At 65.5% G+C, this 23435-nt stretch carries 21 protein-coding genes and 3 pseudogenes; 12 read left to right on the plus strand and 12 right to left on the minus strand.

Translation table 11 applies throughout. The features are described from left to right. The first annotated feature begins 34 nt into the window (after positions 1–34). Positions 35–727 carry a GntR family transcriptional regulator gene (locus tag ACQCSW_RS02630; RefSeq protein WP_354250048.1) on the plus strand — a complete coding sequence of 231 codons (693 nt, stop codon included), beginning with the start codon at positions 35–37 and terminating at the stop codon, positions 725–727. Between the two features lie 94 nt (positions 728–821). On the opposite strand, the gene ACQCSW_RS02635 is transcribed toward ACQCSW_RS02630, so the two are convergent. Further along, positions 822–3890, minus strand: coding sequence for an alpha-amylase family glycosyl hydrolase (locus tag ACQCSW_RS02635; protein ID WP_426989378.1), 3069 nt, complete (start codon positions 3888–3890; stop codon positions 822–824). A 255-nt stretch (positions 3891–4145) separates the two neighbouring features. Between ACQCSW_RS02635 and ACQCSW_RS02640 the strand changes: the two genes are divergently transcribed. Further along, positions 4146–4970 carry a putative protein N(5)-glutamine methyltransferase gene (locus ACQCSW_RS02640; RefSeq protein WP_426989379.1) on the plus strand — a complete coding sequence of 275 codons (825 nt, stop codon included), beginning with the start codon at positions 4146–4148 and terminating at the stop codon, positions 4968–4970. 63 nt (positions 4971–5033) lie between these two features. On the opposite strand, the gene ACQCSW_RS02645 is transcribed toward ACQCSW_RS02640, so the two are convergent. Continuing rightward, positions 5034–6983, minus strand: a complete 1950-nt coding sequence (locus ACQCSW_RS02645; protein WP_426989380.1) for a DUF222 domain-containing protein — start codon at positions 6981–6983, stop codon at positions 5034–5036. A gap of 123 nt (positions 6984–7106) precedes the next feature. On the opposite strand from ACQCSW_RS02645, the gene ACQCSW_RS02650 reads away from it, so the two are divergent. Continuing rightward, positions 7107–7709: a DM13 domain-containing protein gene (locus ACQCSW_RS02650; protein WP_426989381.1), complete on the plus strand. Its 603-nt coding sequence runs from the start codon at positions 7107–7109 to the stop codon at positions 7707–7709. 149 nt (positions 7710–7858) lie between these two features. On the opposite strand, the gene ACQCSW_RS02655 is transcribed toward ACQCSW_RS02650, so the two are convergent. The 5 genes from ACQCSW_RS02655 to ACQCSW_RS02675 all read right to left on the minus strand — a co-directional run bounded on the left by ACQCSW_RS02655 (position 7859) and on the right by ACQCSW_RS02675 (position 10463). Further along, positions 7859–8362, minus strand: a complete 504-nt coding sequence (locus tag ACQCSW_RS02655; RefSeq protein ID WP_426989382.1) for a hypothetical protein — start codon at positions 8360–8362, stop codon at positions 7859–7861. 111 nt (positions 8363–8473) lie between these two features. Next, positions 8474–8740, minus strand: a complete 267-nt coding sequence (locus ACQCSW_RS02660) for a GlsB/YeaQ/YmgE family stress response membrane protein (protein ID WP_058930334.1) — start codon at positions 8738–8740, stop codon at positions 8474–8476. Positions 8741–8872: 132 nt separating this feature from the next. Continuing rightward, a complete protein-coding gene (locus ACQCSW_RS02665; RefSeq protein ID WP_426989383.1) occupies positions 8873–9706 on the minus strand; it encodes an aldo/keto reductase in 834 nt (277 codons plus the stop codon). A gap of 321 nt (positions 9707–10027) precedes the next feature. After that, complete coding sequence (locus ACQCSW_RS02670) at positions 10028–10321, minus strand: hypothetical protein (RefSeq protein WP_426989384.1); 294 nt, start codon at positions 10319–10321, stop codon at positions 10028–10030. Beyond that, positions 10236–10463: a helix-turn-helix domain-containing protein gene (locus ACQCSW_RS02675; RefSeq protein ID WP_426989385.1), complete on the minus strand. Its 228-nt coding sequence runs from the start codon at positions 10461–10463 to the stop codon at positions 10236–10238. Before ACQCSW_RS02675 ends, ACQCSW_RS02670 begins: the two co-directional genes overlap by 86 nt. A gap of 443 nt (positions 10464–10906) precedes the next feature. Here ACQCSW_RS02675 and ACQCSW_RS02680 point away from each other — a divergent pair, with 443 nt between their 5' ends. Beyond that, entirely contained in the window at positions 10907–11287 is a 381-nt protein-coding gene (locus tag ACQCSW_RS02680) for a nuclear transport factor 2 family protein (RefSeq protein ID WP_426989386.1), read from the plus strand. Here ACQCSW_RS02680 and ACQCSW_RS02685 read toward each other — a convergent pair. The 3 genes and pseudogenes from ACQCSW_RS02685 to ACQCSW_RS02695 form a co-directional block, all read right to left on the minus strand. Continuing rightward, a pseudogene (locus tag ACQCSW_RS02685) lies at positions 11284–12007 on the minus strand (NAD-dependent epimerase/dehydratase family protein). The gene ACQCSW_RS02680 and the pseudogene ACQCSW_RS02685 sit on opposite strands and share 4 nt — an antisense overlap. Next, entirely contained in the window at positions 12001–12972 is a 972-nt protein-coding gene (locus ACQCSW_RS02690) for an aldo/keto reductase (protein WP_426989387.1), read from the minus strand. Before ACQCSW_RS02690 ends, ACQCSW_RS02685 begins: the two are co-directional and overlap by 7 nt. A gap of 1 nt (position 12973) precedes the next feature. Next, positions 12974–13795, minus strand: coding sequence for an aldo/keto reductase (locus ACQCSW_RS02695; protein WP_426989388.1), 822 nt, complete (start codon positions 13793–13795; stop codon positions 12974–12976). 198 nt (positions 13796–13993) lie between these two features. On the opposite strand from ACQCSW_RS02695, the pseudogene ACQCSW_RS02700 reads away from it, so the two are divergent. Beyond that, positions 13994–14670 (plus strand): annotated as a pseudogene (locus ACQCSW_RS02700) (helix-turn-helix domain-containing protein). Between the two features lie 74 nt (positions 14671–14744). Here the strand turns inward: ACQCSW_RS02700 and ACQCSW_RS02705 are convergent. After that, a complete protein-coding gene (locus ACQCSW_RS02705) occupies positions 14745–14954 on the minus strand; it encodes a dodecin (RefSeq protein ID WP_056347910.1) in 210 nt (69 codons plus the stop codon). Between the two features lie 105 nt (positions 14955–15059). After that, the gene (locus tag ACQCSW_RS02710; RefSeq protein ID WP_426989389.1) at positions 15060–15764 is read right to left on the minus strand and encodes a FadR/GntR family transcriptional regulator; all 705 of its coding nucleotides are present in this window, start codon (positions 15762–15764) and stop codon (positions 15060–15062) included. Between the two features lie 148 nt (positions 15765–15912). On the opposite strand from ACQCSW_RS02710, the gene ACQCSW_RS02715 reads away from it, so the two are divergent. The 7 genes and pseudogenes from ACQCSW_RS02715 to ACQCSW_RS02745 all read left to right on the plus strand — a co-directional run bounded on the left by ACQCSW_RS02715 (position 15913) and on the right by ACQCSW_RS02745 (position 23278). Next, positions 15913–17397: a four-carbon acid sugar kinase family protein gene (locus ACQCSW_RS02715; protein ID WP_426989390.1), complete on the plus strand. Its 1485-nt coding sequence runs from the start codon at positions 15913–15915 to the stop codon at positions 17395–17397. A 61-nt stretch (positions 17398–17458) separates the two neighbouring features. Then, positions 17459–18358: an NAD(P)-dependent oxidoreductase gene (locus tag ACQCSW_RS02720; protein ID WP_426989391.1), complete on the plus strand. Its 900-nt coding sequence runs from the start codon at positions 17459–17461 to the stop codon at positions 18356–18358. A 222-nt stretch (positions 18359–18580) separates the two neighbouring features. Next, positions 18581–20046 (plus strand): annotated as a pseudogene (locus tag ACQCSW_RS02725) (GntP family transporter). Then, the gene (locus ACQCSW_RS02730) at positions 20046–20897 is read left to right on the plus strand and encodes a class II fructose-bisphosphate aldolase (protein WP_426989392.1); all 852 of its coding nucleotides are present in this window, start codon (positions 20046–20048) and stop codon (positions 20895–20897) included. Before ACQCSW_RS02725 ends, ACQCSW_RS02730 begins: the two are co-directional and overlap by 1 nt. A 99-nt stretch (positions 20898–20996) precedes the next feature. Beyond that, positions 20997–21401 (plus strand): DUF1304 domain-containing protein, encoded by a 405-nt coding sequence (locus ACQCSW_RS02735; RefSeq protein WP_426989393.1) that lies wholly within the window; start codon positions 20997–20999, stop codon positions 21399–21401. A gap of 207 nt (positions 21402–21608) precedes the next feature. Then, positions 21609–22952: an acyltransferase family protein gene (locus tag ACQCSW_RS02740; RefSeq protein ID WP_426989394.1), complete on the plus strand. Its 1344-nt coding sequence runs from the start codon at positions 21609–21611 to the stop codon at positions 22950–22952. Next, entirely contained in the window at positions 22949–23278 is a 330-nt protein-coding gene (locus ACQCSW_RS02745; RefSeq protein ID WP_354250032.1) for a GNAT family N-acetyltransferase, read from the plus strand. Before ACQCSW_RS02740 ends, ACQCSW_RS02745 begins: the two co-directional genes overlap by 4 nt. Positions 23279–23435: the final 157 nt, after the last annotated feature.

A 23435-nucleotide genomic window follows, 5' to 3' on the forward strand; every position in this document is an offset into this window, starting at 1 on the left:
GGGAACTGGGAAAGACCTTGGAGAGGGAGTGTGCATGGCCGGCCGCATTGCAGCAGTCTCAATCGTGGACGCGATCGCTGCGGATCTGCGGAGCCGCGTGTTCTCGGGTGAGCTGGGTTCCGGCGAGGCGCTCACTGAGACAGACGTCGCCACGTCCTATGAAGTGGCACGTCCCACCGCCAAGGCCTCGATCGAGAAGCTCGTCGCGGAGGGGCTGCTGGACCGGGGCACGCACAAGACCGCACGAGTGGTGGACCTGGGTCCGGAATCAGTGCGGGACATCTATCTGGCGCGTGCATATCTGGAAAGCGAAGTACTCCGCCGGTTGGCGCGCACGAAAGACGTGCCGCAAGAGGCTGTCCAGGCCAACCGCGACATCGCGGCAATGAAGACGGGCGCACCACTGGACGTCGTGGAACCTGACATGCGCTTCCATACAAGTCTGATCGACGCAGTGGGCAATGAGCGCATCAGCCGGATGTACCGCTCGCTTGTGGGTGAGGTGCGGCTGTGCATGGTCCGGGTCCAGTCCTTGCACCTCCTGGACACGGAACTGATTCTGGCCGAACACCAGAAAATCCTTGAACTGATAGAGGGCGGCCAAGGCGAGGCCGCAGCTGAACTGCTGGACGAACACCTTGGGCGGGCGCGTGAACGGCTGGTCGCCGCTATGGGAGGAAGCGCCGGTCCGGAGGCCGGGTACCCGTCAGGGTTGCTGCCGGAGTAACTGGCACACCGCAAAGCGGGGTCACCATGCGGAGCTCCGAAACCTCGGAACGACCGCCGGCGCCCCGCATCGCGATGATACGCAGTGCTGGGCCCTAACCCGCCGTGAGCAGGTGGGTGAAGTGGTCGTACCGGAAGGTGACCGCTCCGCCGTCGTGCTCAAACGGAATGTTGGCACCAGGGGATGCTCCGCCAACCCCGTAACTGACACTCCAGGAACGATCCAAAGCCGCCTTGAATTCGTAGCTGCCCGCCGGCAGGTCCGGCACGATCAGCTTCCACACCAGGGTTGCCGGGTCCAGGGTCAGCTGGGTCTGGTCACACCCGGGCAGCCAGTCATCCGCGCAGCCAAGCTCCAACCCCATGCTTCCCACGGCCGAAACCGCCTGCGGCTGCTGGGAAGCGTAGACGGCAGTGGTGGCGTGCGTGCGGTTGTCGTAGCGGAACGTGACCGGTCCGCCGGGGTGGTCAAGGACGATGTTGCTCCCGTCAAGGACTCCATCAGCGCCGTAGCTGACATCCCAGCTGCCGTTGAGCGCGGCCTTGTACTCGTACTGGCCGGGCGGCAAGTCAACTGTCAGCCGCCAGATGTTGTCCGCCGGGTCCAGGGTCATGGACGCCGCCGGGCAGGCTTCGTCCCAATCCTTCGGACAGCCCAACTCGGCGTTGAACGACCCCGCAACGGTCACTGAGTCCGGCTGCGGAGCCTCGCCCACCGTCGCCGTCCGCGGTTCGCTGGCCACGCTGAAGCCGGGGCCGGTCATGGTGGCGCGGTATTGGACCAGGGTGCCGTCGTCGAGGTCCAGGGCTGCCAGGTCATCGGTCACCGAGTACACCGGAGACGAGTCATCAGAGCCCAAGGCGGTCCATTCGCCGCCGGCGATGCTGCGCTCGAAGGACACCACGTGGCTGGACTTCTCCGGATCTGCGGTGGCGCTCAGCTCCACTGACCCTTCCACGCTGCTGCCTTCCACAGGTTTCTGCATGGTCAGGACCGGCGCCGGAACCGCCGCCGTCCGGGACTGGCTGGTGGCTCTGTGGCCCCCATTGTCCAGCACTGTGGCGCGGTATTCGAGCACGGTGCCGGCATCCAAGGCAGCGACATCGTGGAACACCTGGTAAGGCGCGGTGTCGTCGGTGCCGATCGGCGCCCAGCCACCGCCCGCCGTCCTGGCCTCAAAGGTGACCTCGTAGAACGAAGTCCCGCCGACGTCGGCCGTTACGTTGATCCGGCCGTTGTCCGCAGGTGCCGCGGCAGGTTCCTGAAGCGCGACGGCGGGAGCCGCCTTGGAGTGCGGAATGCGGCCCGATGACTGGTAGACAACGGCGGAGAGCGGGGGGACGGTGACCGTCAGCTTGCCGTCCGCGGAGGACTTCACCTCGTCTGCGCCGGTGCCGTAAATCCGTGTGTAATTGCGCTTGCCGATGTAGGCGGGAACCTCGGCGGTCTGCGGCTGCTCGCTGTTGTTCAGGGCCACCACGTACTCGCGCTGGTCCTCCGCGTCCGTGCGGGAAAAGGCGTAGATCCCAGGCCCTTCGGAGGCGTAGCGGTGTTGGTGGGCGCCGTCGCGCAGGGCCGGGTGCTCCTTGGCCAGGGCGGCGAGCTGGCTGATCTTGGCGTACAGCGGGTGATCGGCGTTGAAGTTGTCGGTGGCGTGCGTGGCATCGGTGCCCAGCAGGTCGTCGTCGAGGTACTCCGGCACCTGGCTGGCGAAGAGCGTCTGCCGTGCGTCCTGGTCACCGCCCGGGCCGGTGAAGCCCTGCTCGTCGCCGTAGTAGATCACCGGATTTCCGCGGGAGAAGTACATCAGCTCGTGGGCCAGCTGGTCGCGGGCCACCTGCTCCGTGTCGGTTGACCCCGGGTTGTCGGCCGCGATGAAGCTGCCGATGCGGCCCATGTCGTGGTTACCCAGGAAGGTGGGGAGCTGGTAGACGTTGGAGTCGGCGTCGGTGTACCAGTCGTCGCCGGCGAAGAAGGTCTGCAGGGAGCGGGTGTCCTGGCTCTTGGAGGCGAAGTTGCGGGCGGCGTCCTGGAACGGGAAGTCCAGCACGGCCTGCATCTGGTTGCGGGTGGTGAACTGCGAGGTGAACGACTTGGACGTGTCGAAGACTTCGCCGAACATAAAGAACTCGTCCTTGCCCTGCGCCTTGGCGTAGCTGAGCACCTCCGGGCCGAATTCCTGCCAGAACTCATTGTTGACGTGCTTCATGGTGTCTATGCGGAAGCCGTCCACCCCGAAATCGCCGATCCAGGTCTTGTAGATCTCCTCCATGCCGTCCACCACTTTGGGGTTCTCGGTGAAGAGGTCATCCAATCCGAAGAAGTCGCCATAGTAGGAGTCCTCGCCTACGAAGGTGGTGTCGCCGCGGTTGTGGTACAGCGTGGGATCGTTCAGCCAGGCGGGAACTTTCAGGTTTTGTTCCGCCGGGTCCAGAACGGGAACGTAGGGGAAGGACGTCTTGACATCAAGCTCCGGGAAATCCTTCGACCCTGCGAAGTCGCGGTCATCGAACTCGTCGCCGGCAGCCGACTTGTACGGCTCGGCGTCCTTGGAAACGTAGGTCTTGCGGGCGCCCTCTTCGTAGCCGATCACGTCCGCGGTGTGGTTGGTGATGATGTCGAAGTACACCTTCATGCCGCGCGAGTGGGCTTCGTCGATGAGGGCCTTCAACTCGTCGTTGGTGCCCAGGTGGGGGTCGATCTGGGTGAAGTCGGTGATCCAGTAGCCGTGATAGCCGGCTGAATTGTCCTCGGGCTGCACCGCCTTGTTCTTGAAGCTGGGGGTGAGCCAGATGGACGTGGTGCCCAGACCCTGGATGTAGTCGATCTTGTCGAGCAGCCCGGCCAGGTCGCCGCCGTTATAGAAGCCCTTTTTCGTGGGATCGAAGCCGGACATCATGGGGTCGTTACCCAAGCCGCCGTCGTCATTGGTCGTGTCCCCGTTGCTGAATCGGTCGGCCATCACAAAGTAGAAATTCTCGTCCGTCACCGGGGCGCGGAGTGAGTGAAGGGCCGACGACGACCCCGGGTCTTTCGGGCCCGGCGCCGCGTGCGCAGGGAGGACGGAAGCCGACACGGCCACGGCTGCTGCGAGCAGTCCCAGCCATGATGTTATTGGGTAGTTGAGGCGTTGGATTGAGCCTCTGAGGGTGCGTGTATTCACGTCAGGAGACCTTCCTGGTAGCGGCGATGCAGTACAGGGTGCTGTGGAGATGTGGGTGTGGTGGCGTCGGTTGGCGGTCAGATGTGCGGTTCGCGCAGGCAATCAGGGAACGATCGCCATGTGAACCACGGCACACTGTAAGCGCTTGCACTGAATAAATCCAGTCTTTTGAGACAGGCCGCCAGAGGCTACCTTCGCGTACATTCAGAGGCGGGCGATGGCGCTCGGCGCCCATCATCGCGGAAAGGTGTACCCATGTCAGCCACTGAATTTCATGTTGAGTCCCTTTTGGGGATCGCTGAGCGGCTACGCTCGGCCGGGTGCGTCTTTGCGGAGGAGGAAGCCCAGCTTCTCCTGACCGCAGTGTCCGGCCCGGCCCAGATCGCTTCGGCGGTGGAAAGGCGCGTTGCCGGGTATCCGCTGGAGCACATCCTCGGCTGGGCAGAGTTCTGCGGACTCCGGATTGAGCTCGATGCCGGGGTTTTTGTTCCGCGCCGCCGCACCGGGCTTTTGGTGAATGAGGCCGCAGCCCTGCTCTCGGCGGACCCGATGCGGGAGCGCTGGAATGGTTCGGAGCCCGCCATGGTTGTGGACCTTTGTTGTGGGTCCGGTGCAGTGGGTGCTGCCATCGCCTTCCGGATTGCGGGGCTGGAGCTCCATGCAGCGGACATCGACCCGGCTGCGGTGGCCTGCGCCCGTCGGAACATTGACCGTGTGGGTGGTGAGGTACACCAAGGCGATCTGTTCGATGCACTGCCGCCCGCCATCAAGGGGAAGATTCACGTTCTGGCGGTCAACGCCCCTTATGTCCCGACGGGCGCGATCAACACCATGCCGCACGAGGCACGCGAGCACGAACCGTTGTGGTCGCTCGACGGCGGCGCTGACGGACTCGATTTCCACCGCCGCGTCGCTGCGGAGGCTAACGAATGGCTGCGACCAGGCGGCAATCTCATCATCGAAACCAGCGAGCGGCAGGCCGTAGGGACCGCGTCGATCTTGGCGAGTGCGGGCTTCGCGGCCAGGACCGTCCGCTCGGAAGAACTGGACGGCACCGTCGTAGTCGGACGGGCTGGTTAGAACGGCGCGCCGGCAGGTATCGATTCCGGCAACGGCGGCTACCCATTCGCGCTGTGGCAGCGTCTATTCGCGCTGTGGCGGCGGGGGTGGTGGTTTGAAGTAGTGGTTTTGTTGGGGTTTTTGGGTGGGGTCGATGTGGCGTGGGGGTGTGAACCAGGGGATGCCGTTGCGGGTGTGGATGGTCCATTGTTCCTTGTGGATGAGGTGGTGGTGATGGGAGCAGAGCAGGGCTCCGTTGCCAACGTTGGTGGGGCCGTGCTCTGACCAGTAGGTGATGTGGTGGGCTTCGCACCAAGGGGCAGGCATGGTGCAGTTGGGGAAGGTGCAGCCTTGGTCGCGGGCGGTCAGGGCGAGGCGTTGGGCGGGGGTGAAGAGCCGGGTTTTGCGGCCGAGGTCCAGGATTTCGCCGCCGGTGCCGAGCAGGACGGGGATGATGTCGGCGTCGCAGGCGAGTTTGCGCAAGGTGGTGGCCGCGACGGGCCCGGTGAACGTGAAGCTGCCCGCGCCCGCGCCCGCGCCTATGCTCACGCCAGTGCCAGTGCGTATGCCAGCGCCTGTGCCTGTGCCTGTGCCTGCGGCCAGGCCGGTGCCGGCGTCGGTGGCTGTGCCGTTGGCTGCGGCTCGGTGGTGGGGGAGGAGGTCTAGGTAGTTGATGGTGGCGAGGATTTGGGGGCGGTTCCCGCCGGTGGTGGGCAGTTGGTTGGTGCTCAGGACGGCTTTGAGGGCGCCGATGATGCCGTCGAGTTGTTTCTGGGACCGGGTGCGCCGGTCCAGGTCCACGTCGTTGTCCTGCCAGACGTTGTTGCCCTGCCCGGTGCCGGGAGTGCCGGTCCCGGACCCGGACGCGGCTTCCGTGGCCGTGGCTGTGCCGGTCCCTGTGCCTGCGGTGGCGCGGGGGTTGGTGGCGGCGTTCATGACGGTGGCGAGGTGTTCGTATTGGTCGGTGGTGGCGAAGATTTCCAGGTGGTGGAGGCCGTGGCGGGGTTTGCGGATGAACGCGCCTTGAGTGTGGCGGAGTGCTTCTTCGGTGGGCTCGGTGCCGTCGGCGTCGATGGTGTCGGCCCAGCGGCGGGCGACGCGGGCGAGGAAGTCGGGGTCCGCGGTGGCGGCGGTGTGGGTGAGGTCGTGTTCGATCCGGTCCAGGGTCTCGGCGGTGGTGTGGTGCCTGAGGCGGTCCAGGGTGGCGCTGATGATGGTCCCGGCCCGGGAGGACACCACGGGCCCGGACCCTGGCGCGGCCTGAAACGGGGTTACTGCGTCGGCGCCGTCGTCGGCGCTGGTGTCTGTCGAGCTGCTGGTGGCGGTGGGGGAGAGGGCTGCTGCGAGGTGTTCCCTCATTGGGGGTACGGGGTCTCCGGTGAGGGTGGTGGCGGGCAGAATGTTGTGGGCGAGGTGGATGCGGCGGTGGGCTTCGCTGCGCCCGATCCGGAGCCGGAGGCGCAGGAATTCGGCGGTGTTCTTGCAGCCGTCATCGGCCGGTGACCGCCGCACCGGGCACGTGGTTCCAGCGGTGGTGGTGGCGGGCCAGGTGGCGTCGGTTTCGTTCAGGGTTTCGGCTCCGTTGTCCCAGCCGGTGATCCATGACCGGGTGGTGCGGGTTGTTGTGGCGGCGGTGATGGCCCGGGTGCGGGTGCGGGTACGGTCCACGGCTCCGGCTGCGAGGATCTGGAGGTAGTCCACGGTCCGGGAGAGGTCCTCGACGAGGCCGGCGAAGTCGGCGGCGTCGACGTAGCCAGCCATTGCCAGCGTCCCTGGAGCAGACGCGGCGGCAGCGTTCACCGATACGATCGCCGCAGCCAGCCCGGCGTCGGCCGTCAGAAAGGCGGTGGTGCCGCCGTTCTGAGCAACCTGATCCTCGAAAGCTTCCATGGGAGTACTCTGCCGTGGGGGTGTGACATTTAAGCCGCCGTCGAATAGTGCAGCGTTGAAAGCGCCGCCGACAGGCGAACCGGCAGGCGTCGGAACGGCGGTGGTGCCGCCGTTCCGCGCAAGCTGATCCCCGAAAGCTTCCATAGGAACACTCTGCCAAGGGGGTACGACATTTATGACCGTACTGCGGCCGTCGCACCAAAAGGCCGCTAGCCCGGTTACGGCTGGTCCGTTGCACCGGACAGCGGATACGCGGACGATGGTTCCATGAGCGGAAAGTCCATGAGCGGAAAGCAAACTCCAAACCGACGCCGGACCTGGATCATCGCTGCGGCGGCCGTTGCAGCGGTAGGACTGGTGATTGGGCTTGTGCTGTTCAAGCCCTGGCTCCTCTTTGTGGACGTGAAGGTGGATGAACAGCTCCCCATCGTGGCCAGCGGTCCCGCGCAAGCACAACCGACACCGCCTACGCCCACACCCCTTGCGCCGACTCCGACGCCGGCACCCCTGCCTGCAGGCCCCATGCAGCTTGCTGTGGGTACCCTGATCAGCCATGAACACACGACCACGGGAACCGTCCGGATCGTCCAGCAGCCTGACGGTGCCAGGCTCCTCACGCTCGAAAACCTGGATACGTCCAATGGTCCGGACGTGCACGTCTGGGTAAGTGCCGCTCACGTGGTGGAAGGGACGGCCGGGTGGTTCACCGCCGGCTCCGCTGATTACTACGACCTCGGCCTGATCAAGGGAAATCAGGGCAATCAGGTTTACCAGATTCCCGCCGACGTTGATCTGTCGAAGTACCCGTCAGTTGACCTTTGGTGCGTTCAGTTCAGCGTGTCGTTCGGTGCTGCCGAGCTGGTCACCTGAGCCGGCATGTGGCCATGACATGAAACGTTGCTGGCCGCCGCGTCCCCCAAGGAGCGCGGCGGCCAGCAACGATCATTTTTAGCACAACTTCAGCGTGGCCTCCGTGTCACACGGCGAATCCCGTGTAACGTCCCGGCAACGATCCTCGATCATTCCCGTCTGGGGTCAACGTTCGTTGTTGCACCCGCAGGAGTGGCGCCGCCTTCGTCCGACCAGTCCTGGCCGTGGGTGTCGTTGAGGGCGGGGTCGGATTCAACGTCAGATGTTCCCAGATTCACCGTTTCCGGGTGCGTGCTGTGGGCGGGAACGTGGTCGCCAACCGCAGTGCTGCCAACCGCAGCAGTGCCGGAGGCACCTACCGAGGCGTCGACGTCGGACGTTTTTGCCTTGCCATTACTGGCCGCGGCGTCATGGTGCATGGCTGAGCCGATCACGGTGCCCGCCCGGCGGGCGGCCTCACCCAGCTGGTCCGCCACCTCGGGAGCTTTCTCCTTGATGGCCTCCGTGGCGGCACTGACCTTGTCCTGGACCGGTTTGCTGTCCCAGATACCCGCAGCCCCGGCCTTGAGCTTGTCGTACGCCGCCCGGCCCGACCGCGATCCCAGGACGTAACCTGCCGCGATGCCAATACCCAAAAGAAGTCTAGATTTCATAGTGAACTCCTGCTCGTTGAGAAGGTGTCAGTCCCCGATCCGCGTGGCGGGGGGAAAGAAAACCGGCCCCAGGATGTTGTCCCAGGGCCGGTATTCATGCCGGTGACGAAGCTAGCTGCGGACGCTGCGCTTCGTGACCATGCTGTAAACCAGCAGCACGATGATCGAGCCGGCGATCGCGAGCAGCCAGGTCTGCAGTGAGAAGAACTCCTGCAGCGGCGCATTGAAAAGCAGGCCGCCAAGCCAGCCGCCGAGGAACGCACCGACAACGCCGAGGATGAGGGTGATGATCCAGCCGCCACCCTGCTTGCCCGGAAGGATCGCCTTAGCGATCGCGCCGGCAATAAGGCCAAGAATCAAAAATGCAAAGAAACCCATTTTTCGTTCCTTCTTCCTACATCAGGGAGGTGCCCGGATCCCGGGCACGCTTCATCCCTCTGCCCCAATACTAATCATGCTTACTTTCTTTTCGCCACTCTGAATCTCCGGGAAAGCCTGTTCGGGGCCCTCTCAGTGCCCTGCCGTGTCCGAATCGTTGCCGGCGCCCGGCCCCTCGTCCAGGATGGCAAGTTCCGCGAGATCCTGCCGGTCCAGGGAGAAGTCGAAGATGTCCAGGTTTTCCTGCATGCGCTCGGGATTTCCAGATTTTGGAATAACTACAAGTCCCCGCTCAATATGCCAGCGCAGCACCAGTTGAGCCGGTGTCTTGTCGTATTTTTCGCCCAGCTGCGCAAGGAGGGGGGCGGTCAGTAGGCTGGCCCCTGACCCGCCCAGCGGGCTGTACGATTCGGTGACAATTCCGTGCCCGGCATTGAACTCTCGTTCCGCCTTGCGGGTAATCTCCGGGCTCAGCTGGATCTGGTTCACGGCAGGCACTACGTCGGTTTCGGCCAGCAACCGTTCCAGGTGTGCTGGCTTGAAGTTGGAGACACCGATGGACCGGACTTTGCCCTCCGCCTGCAGCCGCTCGAACGTTTTCCACGTCGAGACGAAATCATCACGCGCAGGGAGCGGCCAGTGGATCAGCAGGAGGTCCACGTAGTCCAGCCCCAGGCGCGTCAGCGACCCCTCCAGCCCCGCCACTGCGCGGTCCTCGCCTTGGAACTGGCCGTCCAGCTTGGTGGTGACGAAGATCTCGCTTCGGTCCACGCCACCTGCGCGGATGCCGTTCCCGACGCCTTCCTCGTTGCCGTATTTCACTGCCGTATCGATGTGCCGGTACCCGGCTTCCAGGGCATGTACGACGGCGGCGGTCACCTGTTCGTCGTCCAGCGGCCAGGTGCCGAGCCCCAGCTGCGGGATGCTGTAGCCGTCATTGAGCGTGATGAGCGGTGAGAGAGTCATTTCAACAGTCTGCCGTGCTTTCGCGTTCCTAGCCTTCGAATGCCCGGAGAATATTTCCGGCCTGGTGGTCGAGTACCGTTCGTGCCACGTCGGATACCTGATCGGGCTTCTTTTGCTGGTCCAGGAACTTCACGAAGCGCTGGATGGCCTATGCCGCTTGGGAGGCACCGCCGTCGTCCACTGCCTTTGCCGCCTGCTGCACACTCGCTGCCAGCTGCTTCGCGACCGGGCCCCCTGCGTCGCCGGACTCAACCAGGTCCAGCATGGTTTGCTGGAGGGGCCTTCACGCTGCCCGGGAGCCAGGCCGCGCGCAGCGGTACATCACCGAAGTCCATGTCCGAGGCCAGATAGAAGTCCGCGTAAGACGGCTGGTTGTAGGTGGTGTTCTGCCGGGCTATCTCCGCCCGGGTACTGCGGGTCGTGCATAAGCCAGTCACCCACTACGTCTGCAACGAGGCTCGGCGTGCCTCTGGTGCCGTTGTTGGACCGGGTGTCCGTGGCCGTGAGCAGCCTGCCGCGCTTCCAGTCGTTAGGCCGTCGCGGCTTCCTCTTCCCCGGGCTCCCAGCGCAGCAGGTCCCCGGGTTGGCAGTCGAGGACGTCGCACAGCGCCTCAAGCGTGGTGAAGCGAACGGCTTTGGCGCGGCCGTTCTTGAGAACTGTAAGGTTGGCCGGGGTGATCCCGATCCGGTCCGCCAGCTCACCCACGGGCATCTTCCGCCTGGCCAGCATCACATCGATGTCAACGACGATCGGCATCAGATCACCTCGCCCAGCTCGGCGCGCAGGTGGTTCGCCTCGGCGTCGCGGGCCACCGCCTGGGCCAGCAGTACCCGGAGTACAACGCCGGAGAGCGCAAGCGCCAGTACGGCGCGCAGGGCGAGGTGAGCAGCTTACCCGTTGGGTCTCCTAGGCTATCGAATAACAATGCAGGGCTATCGATATTCGATTGGTCTGGCAAGGACCTGCAGGGAGGCTCGGGTCGAATACGCGGCCCTGCGTGCGTTCCCGCCCGGTTGCTCCACTCCGAAGCCGGCAAACTACGCCGCGCCACGGCATGTCGGCTGGTTGGCCAAAAGCAACTGGGCGGGAGCGCACAGACCCCGGAGAGAGCTAGTCCCGTGGTGCATGACGGATTTAGGGAGCACAATGCAAGGGTTAGCGGTCCCTAAACTAAAACGTCGAGGAATCAGGTCAACATCGTGGTTGAAACAAACGCTAATGAGAACGTGGTCAACCGGCTGATCGCATGCATCAACGACCGCCGCACTGAGGTCATGGACGAACTGTTTCACGACGACGCCGTGATGCATTGGCCGCAATCCGGGGAAGTTGTGCGCGGCGCGGAAAACCGGCGGGGAATCTACAACGCCTTCCCGCAGCTGCCCACCATCACGCCACGCCGGATGCTGAGCGGCGGGAACCTGGTAGTGGCCGAAGCCCTGCTGGACTACAACGGGCCACAGTACGAAACGGTGTTCATCTTCGAATTCCGGGACGGCAGGATTGCCAAGGAGACTGCCTACTGGAGCGAAGCCTTCGAGGCACCCGAATGGCGGGCCCAGTGGGTTGAAAAGGCCTAGCGCCGGGGCACCACAGGAGGCGCCGCGGCCGTGCCGTCAGTCAGCTGCCTTCGCGGCCACCTGATCAGCCCATCACTCAGATCCATGAACGATTGGTCCACAACCTGCAGTTCGGGGTGGCTGTCATGCCAGTCAACTATCTCCCGGGTCCCGTCCGCGAAGGGAATGGCGGCCGCAAAGCCAGGCACCAAGGATTTGATCACGGCGTTGTCGAAAACTACGGAGTGGGCGCGGTCGACCAGGAGGCTTGGCCCCAGGTGGGGACTGTGCCGGGCACCGTGCGCGGCGATGGTTTCCGAGGGCACATGGACCAACTCGGGATCGGCAACCCCCGCCGCCCGCGCAAACAGGCCGTAGATCTGGTTCCAGGGCAGGTATTCATCCGACGTGATGGTGTAGCTCTCGCCCACTGCCTGCGGCCGGCCGAGCAGTCCCTGGATCGCGCCTATCCGGAGTGAAGGCAATAAAGTCCGCGACGGCGTCGAACTCCCTGCCCTGCAGCACCGCCCGCACTGCGTCCTGGTCGCGGATGTCCGCGTGCAGGACCTCCGCACCAGCCGGTGCTGGCTTGCCGGATTGGCCGCGGTTGAGGATGGTCACCCGGTGTCCCAGTGCGACGGCGCGTTCCGCCGCTGCGGCGCTGATCACCCCGGTGCCACCGAGGAAGAGGATGTTCTGTGGTGCCACGGTGTCGGCCGCCGCATCCAAGGGATTCACCATGCATAGTCCTCCGGTGCCGGGCGGTGGCCCGGGAAGATGTCGTCGAGCCGCTTGAGGCCGTCGGCGTCGAGCGTGACGTCCAACGCCCGGATGCCGGCGTCGAGCTGTTCCTGCGTGCGCGGTCCCACGATCGGTGCGGTGACAGCAGGCTGGTGAAGCAGCCAGGCGAGCGCGATGTCGCCGGGTTCGTGCCGCAGTCCGTCCGCAAAATCCTCGAACTGCTGGATCTGGTCCCGGTGCTTCTTGAGCGTTTCTGCAGCGCGTCCTTCGGTGCGCCGGACGCCCGCGCGTTCCTTCTTCAGGACGCCGCCCAGCAGTCCGCCCTGGAGCGGGGACCACGGGATCAGGCCCAGGCCGTACTGCTGTGCCGCGGGGACGACCTCCAGCTCCACCTCACGGCGGAACAGGTTGTAGATGGACTGCTCGCTTATTAGCCCGGTGTAGTTCCGGCGGCGGGCGGCTTCCTGTGCCTGGGCGATGTGCCAGCCCGCGAAGTTGCTGCTGCCGGAGTAGAGGATCTTGCCCTGCTGAACGGCCACTTCGATGGCCTGCCAGATCTCGTCCCAGGGAGTGTCCCGGTCAATGTGATGGAACTGGTAGATGTCGATGTAGTCCGTCTGCAGGCGCTTCAGGCTGGCGTCCAGGGCACGGCGGATGTGCAGTGCGGACAGCTTGGACTCGTTGGGGCGGTCAGTCATGGTGCCGTAGAGCTTGGTGGCCAGGACGGTCCGTTCGCGGCGCTCGCCGCCCTTCGCGAACCAGCGGCCAATGATCGCCTCGGTCCAGCCGCGGTGACCGCTTCCGCCATAAACGTCGGCGGTGTCGAAGAAGTTGATGCCGGCGTCCAGGGCGGAATCCATGATGTGGTGCGCGTCAGCCTCGTCGGTGTGCGGGCCGAAGTTCATGGTGCCCAGACAAAGCCGGGAAACTTTCAGGCCCGAACGGCCCAGGTGCGTGTACTGCATGTTACAGCTGCGTAAAGGTTGCGACGGCGGGATCGGAACCGATGCGCGCGCCCCGCTCGAGGGCGGTGATGGAGGCGAATTCGTCGGTGGTGAGCGTCAGGGACGCGGCCGCGAAATTCTCCCGCATCCGGGCCGAGTCAACCGACTTGGGGATGACGATGGTGCCGGCGGCCAGATGCCAGGCCAGGACCACCTGCGCCGCGGTGGCGTTGTGCGCCTGCGCGACGGCGGTGACGGCGTTTCCGTTGAGATCGCCACCCTGGCCCAGCGGACTGTAAGCCTCCACACCAATCCCGAGGGCACGGCACTTGGCGGCCAGTTCGGCCTGCTGGTAGCTGGGGTGCAGCTCAATCTGGTTCACGGCGGGCACCACGTCCGTGGATTCGAGCAAGGTGTCCAGGTGGTCGGAGAGAAAGTTCGAGACGCCGATGGCACGGATCTCCTTGGCTGCATACAGGATCTCCAGGTCCTTCCATGCCTGGACGTAGAGCCCCTGCGACGGAACCGGCCAGTGGATGAGGTAGAGGTCCACGAACTCAAGACCCAGCGCCTCGCGGCTGTCCTGGAATGCGTCCCGGGCCCGGCCGTGGTCGCCGTTGCGGAGCTTGGTGGTCACGAAGATTTCCTCGCGCGGAATGCCCGAGACCGCGATGGCAGCGCCCACGCCTGCTTCGTTGCGGTACCCGGCGGCAGTGTCGAAGTGGCGGTAGCCGGCTGCCAGGGCATCCTCAACGATCCGCTGGGTGTCTTCCGGCGGGACCTGGAAAACGCCGAAGCCGAGCTGGGGGATGGTGACGCCGTTGTTCAGCGAGATTTCTGACATGGGGACTCCTCGTAGCGCTGAAGGGTGGTTCCTGGCACGGGATGTCCGGCCGGAAACCGCTTTCGGGAATTGCTCCGGTACGAGCCTATGTACTTTCGCGCCGATAGTCAGTCCTTGACCGTGTCCCTGTTTTTGGTAGGACTGGCAGTCCTACCCTCGTCGTAGCAAGTGCCTTCCAGGGCCGTGCAGAATAGGGGCATGGGTCAGAGCGCCGAGTTCGGAAAATTCCTGAAGGCCATGCTGTCCCGGCTGAGTGCGGAAGATGCGGGGGGCGGAAGCCACTCCCGGCGCGCGCCGGGTTCCTGGCCTCCGGCGTGAAGTGGTGGCACGGCTTGCAGGTGTCAGCACCGACTACTGCATCCGCCTGGAGCAGGGGAGGAACATCCACCCGTAGCGCTCGGTATTGGACTCCGTGTCCCGCGCCCTCCGGCTGGACACGGGCCAACACGCGCACATGATGGACCTCCTGGAAAACTGTGCGGCCAGCACACGCTCCCCTGGACCGGCGCAGGCAGTACGGCCGGCACTGCGGCAACTCCTGGAATCGGTGGAGGACATCCCGGCCATGGTGCTGGGCCGCCGAAGCGGCTGGTGCCCTCCGCGTGTATGTCGGCCGGCATCCCAACGACCCGCAGGCCACCCAGTTGGTCGGCGAACTCGCTGTCCACAGCGAACATTTCCGTCAACGGTGGGCAGGGCACCGCGTAGCCACGCGGCCCGCCGACAGCGTACGGCTCCATCGCCGCATTTTGCGGCCGAGGCGCCGGCCGCGGTCCCCGAAAACCGGGAGTAATGGGCAGGCTACTGCCGCCAGCAGCAGCCGGGCCGGCACCACCGTGCGGCATCGGGCGCGCAGGCGGCATCGTCCCGTCTAACTGAAGCTAAACAGGCTAAACGGTGATGGCCGCGCCCAAAGGACGCGGCCATCACTGCTGAGATCTTGGAAGGGTCAGCCTTCGTGTCGGAAACCGAGCTTGATCCGCACCTGCCAGTCGGCAACCTTGCCGTCTTCGAGGTGGCCGCGGATTTCCTTCACTTCGAACCAGTCAAGGTTGCGCAGGGTCTTGGCGGCCTCGGCGATCCCGTTCCGGACGGCAGCGTCCACGCCTTCTTCGGAGGTGCCGACAATTTCAGTAATGCTGTACGTGTGGTTGGACAACTTCGCTCCTCGTGATCGCCTTCGATTCCCGGTTGCGGGCCGTCCTTGAACACTAGTGGCACTTCTCAGGCGTGGCCAGACCCAATACTTCGGAGTGGATGCTGGTCAGGGAGCTTCGAGGACAAGGTTCTTGAGGTCATCCAGGGTCTGTTGCATGTGCAGGTCCATGGCTTCCCGCGACCGGCCCGGATCGCGTGATTCCAGCGCCTCGGCAATGTTCTGGTGGTGCCCGATAGCGTGCTCCTGGATGGTTGGCACTGCCGATGTTTCGGCCCGGCGCGTTTCCAGCACCCGGTGCAGCGGCGCGAAAAGGACCGCCACAAAAACGTTCTCCGAGGCGCGCAGGATCAGGTCATGGAATGCCAGATCAGCCTCCACAAAGGCGGCAACGTCGTTGATCTCATGGGCGGCGCGCATCGCCGCTACATGGCCGAACAGCGCCTGGATGTCGGCGTCGCTGATCCGGCCGGCCGCGAGTTCGCACGCCCCGGTTTCCAGCATTCGGCGCAGTTCAATGAGCTGAACGGAGGCGGCGGCTTCGTTCTGGCCCTCCGACGCGGCCCGCAGGACAGCTTCCAGCGAAGCCCATCGGTTCAGCGGGTTAACGAATGTGCCGCGGCCGCGTTCCACGCTGAGGATCCGCTGCGCTTCCAGGGTTTTCATGGCCTCGCGCACGGTCATCCGGCTCACCTCGTGCCTGGCGCTGAGTTCAAGCTCTCCGGGCACGCTGGATCCGGGCGGAAAGTCCCCGGCAATGATCCGGTCCAGGAGTTCGTCTGCAACAACGCCCACCAGTGATTTCCGTGCCACATGTCCCCCTTGCCGCCGTCGCCAGATATGTCTGACAAGTCTACTTGCGCGTTTCTATGTCCTGTGCCACACTAATTTTGAAATGTTAGATGTCAGACATCTTACAGTTACCTCACTACTTATAGATTTCCACACAACGGAGTGCACTGTGACGCTTGAAGCAGACATCCTGACCGCCTTCCCGGCCGAAGTCCGGATTCCCGCCCGCCTGGTTGCCGACGCCGTAGCCGCGTCCAGTGCGGAGACCCCCCGGATGCTCGTAGTGCTCGACGACGACCCCACCGGAACGCAGTCCATTGCGGATCTTCCCGTGCTCACCCGCTGGGAAGTGGAGGACTTCATCTGGGCCTTCGGCCAAGCGAAGCCCGCCGTGTACGTGCTCACCAACACCCGGAGCCTGGACCCCGCTGAAGCTGCAGCCCGCAACGAGGAAGTGGTCCGCAATGCGCTGGCCGCCGCGGGGCCCGCAGATGCCGGTGCCGGTTCGAGCCTGCGGCTCGCGTTCGTGAGCCGCAGCGACCCCACCCTCCGCGGCCACTACCCGCTGGAGCCCGACGTCATCGCTGCAACTGTTGCTGAAGTCAGCGGAGAATTCACCGACGGCGTTGTCCTGGTGCCGGCGTTCCCCGACGCCGGCCGCGTGACCATCGGCGGCGTGCACTACATGCGCGGCACCGGGGACGACGCCGGCAAGCTCACCCCCGTGGCCGAGACCGAATTCGCCAAGGACGCCAGCTTCGGCTTCGCAAATTCGGACATGACCAAATACGTGGAAGAGAAGTCGCAGGGCCGCTTCGCTGCGGAATCCGTGATCGTCCTTGACCTGAACATCATCCGCGCCTCTACCGATCCGCAGATCACCGCCAACGCCATCGCCGACGCGATCGAGCCCGCCACCAACTCCACGCCGATCGTCGCTGACATCGTCACCGAGAACGACCTTCGCGCCCTGTCCCTGGGCCTGGAAGAAGCCGAACGCCGCGGCAAGAAGCTCCTCTACCGCGTGGGGCCGCCGTTTGGCCGCGCCCGGATCGGCCAGGAAATCCGCACCGAGCTCACCGGCGCTGAAGCCTACGCCGGCAACACCCCGTCCGAGGCCGGCGGCCTGATCGTGGTGGGCTCCCACGTGGGCGTCACCACCCGCCAGCTCAAGGCCCTCACCGAGCAGCACAGCGCCGCGCGCATTGTGGAGATCGACGTCGAGAAGCTGCTCAGCGACGCCGGGGACGCCCACCTCGACCAGACCGTCGCTACCGTCGTGGATGCGCTCCACGGGGGAGACGTCATCGTCCACACCAGCCGCCTGCTGATCAAGACTGACGATCCCGCCGAAAGCCTGCGGATCGCGCGCACCGTGTCCGCCGCCGTCGTCGCCGTGGTGAACCGGACGCTTAAGACCTTCCCGCCGCGGTTCGTCATCGCCAAGGGTGGCATCACGTCCTCCGACGTCGCCGCGCATGGCCTGGAAATCCGCCACGCCATTGTCCGCGGTCCCATGCTGCCGGGCATCGTCTCGCTCTGGGAGCCGGTGGACGGCCCCGCCAAGGGCATCCCGTACATCGTGTTCGCCGGCAACGTGGGCGATGACCAGTCCCTCGCCGACGTCACCCGCAAGCTCAGCAACACCTTCTAATCCCCGTCTGCCCCCCGCCTGCCCCCCACGTGGGCCCAGCCAGTATTCAAAGGAGAACACCATGACCAGCAACTACACCATCACCGTCCTGGGCCTCGGCGCCATGGGCCTGCCCATGGCCACCCGTCTGGCCAGCGAGCTCACCGTCCACGGCTTCGACATCGCCGAGCCGCGCCTGAAGCTCGCCGAAGAAGCCGGCATCCGCACCTTCGCCTCCGCCCGGGAAGCCTCCAAGGGCGCCGATGCCCTGCTCCTGGCGGTCCGCAACGGCGAGCAGCTCAACGATGTCCTCTTCGGCGAGAACGGTGTGGCCTCCGTGCTGGAGCCGGGCGCCGTTGTCATCCTCGGCAGCACCGTGGGCACCGACGCGATCCCCGCCACCGTGGCACGCCTGGCCGAATACGGCGTTGAGCTCGTGGACGCGCCGCTGTCCGGCGGCCCCAGGCGCGCCGGCGAAGGCGACCTGCTGATCGTGGTCGGCGCTTCCCCGGAAGCCCAGGAAAAGGCCCGCCCGGCCCTCGAGCTGCTGGCCTCCACGCTCACCGTGGTGGGCGACAAGCCCGGCGACGGCCAGGCCCTCAAGACCGTCAACCAGCTCCTCTGCGGCGTCCACATTGCGGCCGCCGCCGAGGCCATGGCCCTCGCCGACGCGCTAGGCCTCGACCAGGCCAAGACCCTCGCCGCCCTCGAAGCCGGGGCGGCAGGTTCATTTATGCTCTCCAACCGCGGCCCGCGCATCCTCGAGGCCTACACCGAGGAAGGCGCCGAGGTCCTGTCCCGCCTGGACATCTTCGTCAAGGACATGGGCATCGTCGGCAAGGCCACCCGCGCCGCCGGCCTGGCAGCCCCCGTTGCCGCCGCGGCCGAGCAGCTGTACCTCCTGGGCCAGGCCCAGGGCCTCGCGGCCGCCGACGATTCGGCAGTCATCAAGGTCGTCGCGCCCACCAAGCGCACCGCCTAAGCATCACCACCTCCCCCCGCGACCTGGAGAGATTTTGTCCACTTATCGCGACTCTGGACCGCTTTAAGTCGCGATAAGTGGACAAAAACTCCAAGATCCGGACGTACGACGACGGCGGTCCCCCCTCCGCCGTCGTCGTATCTTCCAGCGTTCCCCAACAGAAACAGTTAGCGCCTGATTGCCCGTCTTCTGGAAGACTGGCTCGTCAAAGGAGACACCGTCATGAACCACCTGATGAACCCCCTGATGGTGCGGGCGGCCGACGCCCCCGCCATCAAACCGGCAGTAGAACTTGGCACTCCGCTGCTCCTCACCATTGCGGCCGTTGGCATCGCCGTCCTGCTGGTGATGATCATCCGCTTCAAGATCCAGGCCTTTGTGGCCCTGCTGACCGTGAGCATCGCCGTGGCCGTGGCCTCGCAGATCCCGCTGAAGGACGTCTTCACCGTCGTCGCCAACGGTGTGGGCGGAACCATGGGCAAGGTAGCCCTGCTGATCGCGCTCGGCGCCGTCCTTGGCCGGATGATCGAGGTTTCCGGCGGCGTCCAGTCGCTCGCCGCGCACTTCACCGAGAAGCTCGGCGCCAAGCGCGTCGCAGTGGCCCTCACCGCCGTCGGCTTCCTGGTGGCCATCCCCGTGTTCTTCGAGGTGGGCATCATTGTGCTCGTCCCGATCGTCTACGCCTTTGCGAAGATCGCCAACGTGCACCCGGTCAAGTTCGGCCTGCCGATGGCCGGCATCATGCTCTCCATCCACGTCGCCGTGCCGCCGCACCCGGGCATCGTGGCAGGCGCCGGCGTGTTCGGCGCCGACATCGGGCTCATCACGCTGATCTCGCTGCTCATCTGCATCCCGCTCGGATTCCTGTCCTACTGGGTTGCCAGCATCATGAACCGCAAGGAGTACGAGCTCCTCCCCGGCGTCAAGGCCCAGGTGGACGAATTCGGCTCCGACTCCCTGGTGAAGGTCGGCCACCAAGGCCCCGGCGCCGTAGGCATCGCCCCGCCGCGCCCGGCCCTGATCATCTTCCTCATCGCCGCCCCGATCGTGCAGATCCTCATCGGCACCCTGGGCACGCTCACCATCCCCAAGACAACTCCTGGTACGGGCTGGCGGCCTTCATCGGCAACCCGTTCTTCGCCCTCCTGGTGGCCGTGGCACTGTCCTTCTTCCTGCTGGCGGTCCGCCGCAACTGGTCCCTGAAGGAAACCGGCGAGATCTTCGAAGGCGCACTGCCTCCCATCGCGTCCATCCTGATGGTTGTCGCGGCCGGCGGCGTGTTTGGTGAGGTCCTGCGGACCTCCGGTATCGGTGCCGCGCTGTCCCAGACGCTGGACCACCTGGGCCTGCCGGTGATTGTGCTCGGCTTCGTCATCTCCCTGGCACTGCGAGCAGCCCAGGGTTCGGCGACCGTCGCCATCGTCACCACCACCGGCCTGCTGACCTCCGCCGTGATGGAAGGCGGCTACTCGCCGGCGCAGATCGCCGTCATCGTGATCGCCATCGGCTTCGGCTCGCTGGGCCTGTCCCACGTGACCGACGCCGGCTTCTGGACAGTGGTGCGCTACTACGGCCTCACCGTCTCGGATGGCCTCAAGACCTGGACCGTCCTCACCACCGTCCTGGGCGTGGCTGGCTTCCTCCTGACCTTCGTGGCCTGGATCCTGGTGGGAGGCCTGAGCGTCTGATGCGCACCCGACTCGACTACCTGGTCACCACAGCCCTCCAGCAGGGCTCGGCCGTTCCCGCCTTCACCTGCTACGACTTCACCACCGCGCTCGCCGTTGTGGGCGCGGCCGAGGATGCGGGCCACGGGGTCATCCTGCTGGTGGCTCCCAAAACGGCCGCCACGTCCAACGGCCTGCGGCTGATCGCCGCGCTCCGCGGCCTGGCGGATGGCGCGTCCGTTCCGGTGGTGGTCCAGCTGGACCACGCGACAGACCTCAAGGAGATGGCCGACGCCGTCGCAGCGGGGGCGGATTCGGTCCTCGCGGACGGCTCGTCACTGCCGTATGAGGACAACATTGCGCTGGTCCGCGAGGCGCGCGCTGTACTGGGTGCCGACGTCGTGCTTGAAGCGGAACTCGGCGGCCTGGCCGGCGACGAGGACCGGGCCTTCGGCGCGGACGAGGCCGGTGTGGCAGTGGCTGGCCTGACGGACTCTGCCCAGGTGGAGGACTTTGTGGCCCGGACCGGCGCTGAACTGCTGGCTGTTGCGGTGGGGAACGTCCACGGCAAGTACAAGGGCGAGCCGCAGCTCCGCTGGGATGTCCTGCAGGACATTGCCGTGCGGACGCATATCCCGCTGGTGCTCCACGGCGCGTCCGGCATCCCGGCGGGGGAGCTGGTCAAGGCTGCCGCGATGAACGTGGGCAAGGTGAACTTCAATACCGAACTCCGTGCCGGCGTGCTGTCCACGCTCCAGGAACAGCTGCCGGCGCACCGGGCCGACGGCGAGAACCTCCAGGGCCTGCTGGGCCACTGGAACAGTTCGGCCAGGGAATTCGCCACGTCGGCGTTGGGCATGCTCACCCGCTGAGAGTTTTTGTCCAGCTAAAGCGACTTCGCAGGCGAGCAAGTCGCATTATCTGGACAAAAACTCCGGGGTGCAGGTGAGCGGGGAGGCTAGGATCAGCACATGATCCTGGTCTCCCTCCTTTTTGCGTTCATTGCCGCCGCGCTCCACGTGTACATCTTCACCATGGAATCCCTCACGTGGACCACTCCGGCCACGTGGAAGCGCTTCGGCCTCGCCTCCCAGGCCGACGCCGAGACCACCAAACCCCTCGCCTACAACCAAGGCTTCTACAACCTGTTCCTGGCCATCGGCGCGTTCATCGGAGTGGGCTGCGTGGCGCTTGGCCCCGACGCTTCGGCGCAGCAGGTCATCGGCTGGACGCTGATCTTCAGCTGCTGCGGCTCCATGCTGCTCGCCGCCGTGGTGCTGGCACTCAGTGGGAAAAAGTACCTCCGCGCCGCCGCAACTCAAGGCGCGACGCCGTTGCTCGCCGTCGTGCTTGGGTTGCTGGCCGTTACTGGCTGAGCGTCGCGGCTTAGGCGACCACTGCTGAAGCGCTGCCCAGCCTCCTCGCCGGGAGCACGCCTCCTCGCCGGGAGCACGCCTTCTGGCCGGGAGCGCATCGCGGGCGGACAATTGAGTCAACAACAGCATCGGCGCTTGTAGGGACTGCACGTGAGTGGTGTGAAGGAAGAGGATTCAACCCCTCGGCATGGGCCGGCCAGACGGTCCATGCAGGCCCCACAGGGTGAGCAGGCGGTCCAGCGCGACCTGGTGATCGACCTTGTCCGGTTTGTCTGCCTGGCCCTGGTGGTGGTGGGCCACTGCATGATGGTCAGCCCCGTCCTGCACGCGGACGGCACCGTGACCACGGAAAACACGCTGGGCGATCAGCCTTGGTTCGTGCCGGTCATCTGGATCTTTATGGTGATGCCGCTGTTCTTCGTGACCGGCGGCACCACCGGCCTGCAGTCCTGGCAGCGGCTGAAGGCCCGCGGCGGAACCGGCTTCGAGTTTGCCCAGGCACGGCTCTTGCGGCTGGTCCGCCCGGCGGCGGCTCTCCTGGCGATGATGTTCCTGGGCCTCTCGGCGGCGCTGCTGCTCGGCGTGGACCCCCAGGTGGTCCAGTTGATGGCCACCGGAGCCGGCATGCCCCTGTGGTTCCTCGCCGCCTACCTAGCAGCCCAGCTCAACATCCCGTTGCTGGGCCGGTTCCATGACCGCGCGCCCTGGCTGACGTTTGCCGCCTTGGCGGCCCTGGTGGTGGCCGTCGACTGCTTCCGTGGAGTGCTCCCGATGCTCGCCTACGCAAATCTTGTCTTCCTGTGGTGCGCCGTGCAGCAGCTCGGTTTCCTGATGGCCGACGGTCACCTCGCCATGCTCACGCGCTCCGGCCTGGTTGGGCTCATCCTGGCGGCAAACCTGCTGCTCGGGCTGGTCACCGGCCTGGGTCTCTACTCGGGAAACATGCTGGTCAACCTCAACCCGCCCAACCTCTGCCTGCTGCTCTTGGGCGTCTCCCAGGCTGCCGCTCTCCAGCTTTTCCGGTCGGGGCTCGGCTGGGTTTCCGGCGTGCGCTGGATCCGCGCGGTGGTCATGGTTGCCGGCCGCCGCTCCATGACCGTGTACCTCTGGCACCTGCCGCTGCTCGTGGCCATGTCCGGGCTCCTGCTCCTCACCGACTTCCCCAAGCCCGCGGCAGGCACCGCTGAATGGTGGTGGGCCCGTCCGCTCGTCCTCCTGGGGGTTGTCGCCCTGCTGCTCCCCGTGCTGGCCGTGTTTGGCCGCCTTGAGGAACGTCCGACGGCGTCTGTCCACACCCGCGGCCGGCCCGCCGCCGCGGTGGTGACGGCCGCCGTCGTCGTCTTCATTCCGGTGGCGGACGCTGCCCTCAACGGCCTGACGCTGGGCCTGCTCGGAGGCGGCGCAGCATGCTTTGTGTTGGCCGTGCTGTTGCTGGGCAGGATGCCGGAACGCGTCCCCGGCGATGTCCGCGCCGAACCGGTGGACCATGTCGGCAGCCAGCGTGACGGGCCATTGCCAGCGGGGCCAAGTAGTGCCAATGTCGAACCATGACTGAGAACATGATTTCCACAGAGGACAAGTTCAGCCCTGACGTCTCGCTGTCCAGGGATGACGAGCATCACCGCTACGAGCTGCGGGTGGGCGGGAAGATCGCCGTCCAGTCCTTCTTCCGGGATCTGCCCGGACACGTGGATTTCCTCCACACCGACACCGCCGAGGACTTCAAGGGCCAGGGCCTGGGCAAAGTGCTGGCCCATTTCGCGCTCGACGACGTGGTGGCTTCCGGCAAACGGATCATCCCGCATTGCCCATTCATTGCCGGCTACCTCCGCGCCCACGAGGGCTACGAACAGCACATCGACTGGCCGGACAACTAGCGCGAGCGGTCACTTAAGCCCCTCTCCGTGGGCGCGAGCGGTCACTTAAGCCCCGGAAACTTTCCTCCGGAGGGCCTCAAGTGTCCGTTCGCGCGGAGTATTTTGCACCCGATTAGCGATCGGGGCCAGTCAATGACGCGCACACGACTCGACGAAC

Source organism: Pseudarthrobacter sp. Y6 (assembly GCF_050156205.1).
In the GTDB taxonomy this organism is placed as follows: Bacteria; Actinomycetota; Actinomycetes; order Actinomycetales; family Micrococcaceae; genus Arthrobacter.

Coding starts and splice junctions, on each gene's coding strand:
- ACQCSW_RS02665 (WP_426989383.1), bottom strand. CDS start 9,706: ATGACTCTCTCACCGCTCATCACGCTCAATGACGGCTACAGCATCCCG.
- ACQCSW_RS02730 (WP_426989392.1), top strand. CDS start 20,046: ATGCGCACCCGACTCGACTACCTGGTCACCACAGCCCTCCAGCAGGGC.
- ACQCSW_RS02640 (WP_426989379.1), top strand. CDS start 4,146: ATGTCAGCCACTGAATTTCATGTTGAGTCCCTTTTGGGGATCGCTGAG.
- ACQCSW_RS02655 (WP_426989382.1), bottom strand. CDS start 8,362: ATGAAATCTAGACTTCTTTTGGGTATTGGCATCGCGGCAGGTTACGTC.
- ACQCSW_RS02695 (WP_426989388.1), bottom strand. CDS start 13,795: ATGTCAGAAATCTCGCTGAACAACGGCGTCACCATCCCCCAGCTCGGC.
- ACQCSW_RS02675 (WP_426989385.1), bottom strand. CDS start 10,463: ATGCCGATCGTCGTTGACATCGATGTGATGCTGGCCAGGCGGAAGATG.
- ACQCSW_RS02720 (WP_426989391.1), top strand. CDS start 17,459: ATGACCAGCAACTACACCATCACCGTCCTGGGCCTCGGCGCCATGGGC.
- ACQCSW_RS02650 (WP_426989381.1), top strand. CDS start 7,107: ATGAGCGGAAAGTCCATGAGCGGAAAGCAAACTCCAAACCGACGCCGG.
- ACQCSW_RS02660 (WP_058930334.1), bottom strand. CDS start 8,740: ATGGGTTTCTTTGCATTTTTGATTCTTGGCCTTATTGCCGGCGCGATC.
- ACQCSW_RS02740 (WP_426989394.1), top strand. CDS start 21,609: ATGCAGGCCCCACAGGGTGAGCAGGCGGTCCAGCGCGACCTGGTGATC.
- ACQCSW_RS02735 (WP_426989393.1), top strand. CDS start 20,997: ATGATCCTGGTCTCCCTCCTTTTTGCGTTCATTGCCGCCGCGCTCCAC.
- ACQCSW_RS02690 (WP_426989387.1), bottom strand. CDS start 12,972: ATGCAGTACACGCACCTGGGCCGTTCGGGCCTGAAAGTTTCCCGGCTT.
- ACQCSW_RS02745 (WP_354250032.1), top strand. CDS start 22,949: ATGACTGAGAACATGATTTCCACAGAGGACAAGTTCAGCCCTGACGTC.
- ACQCSW_RS02645 (WP_426989380.1), bottom strand. CDS start 6,983: ATGGAAGCTTTCGGGGATCAGCTTGCGCGGAACGGCGGCACCACCGCC.
- ACQCSW_RS02630 (WP_354250048.1), top strand. CDS start 35: ATGGCCGGCCGCATTGCAGCAGTCTCAATCGTGGACGCGATCGCTGCG.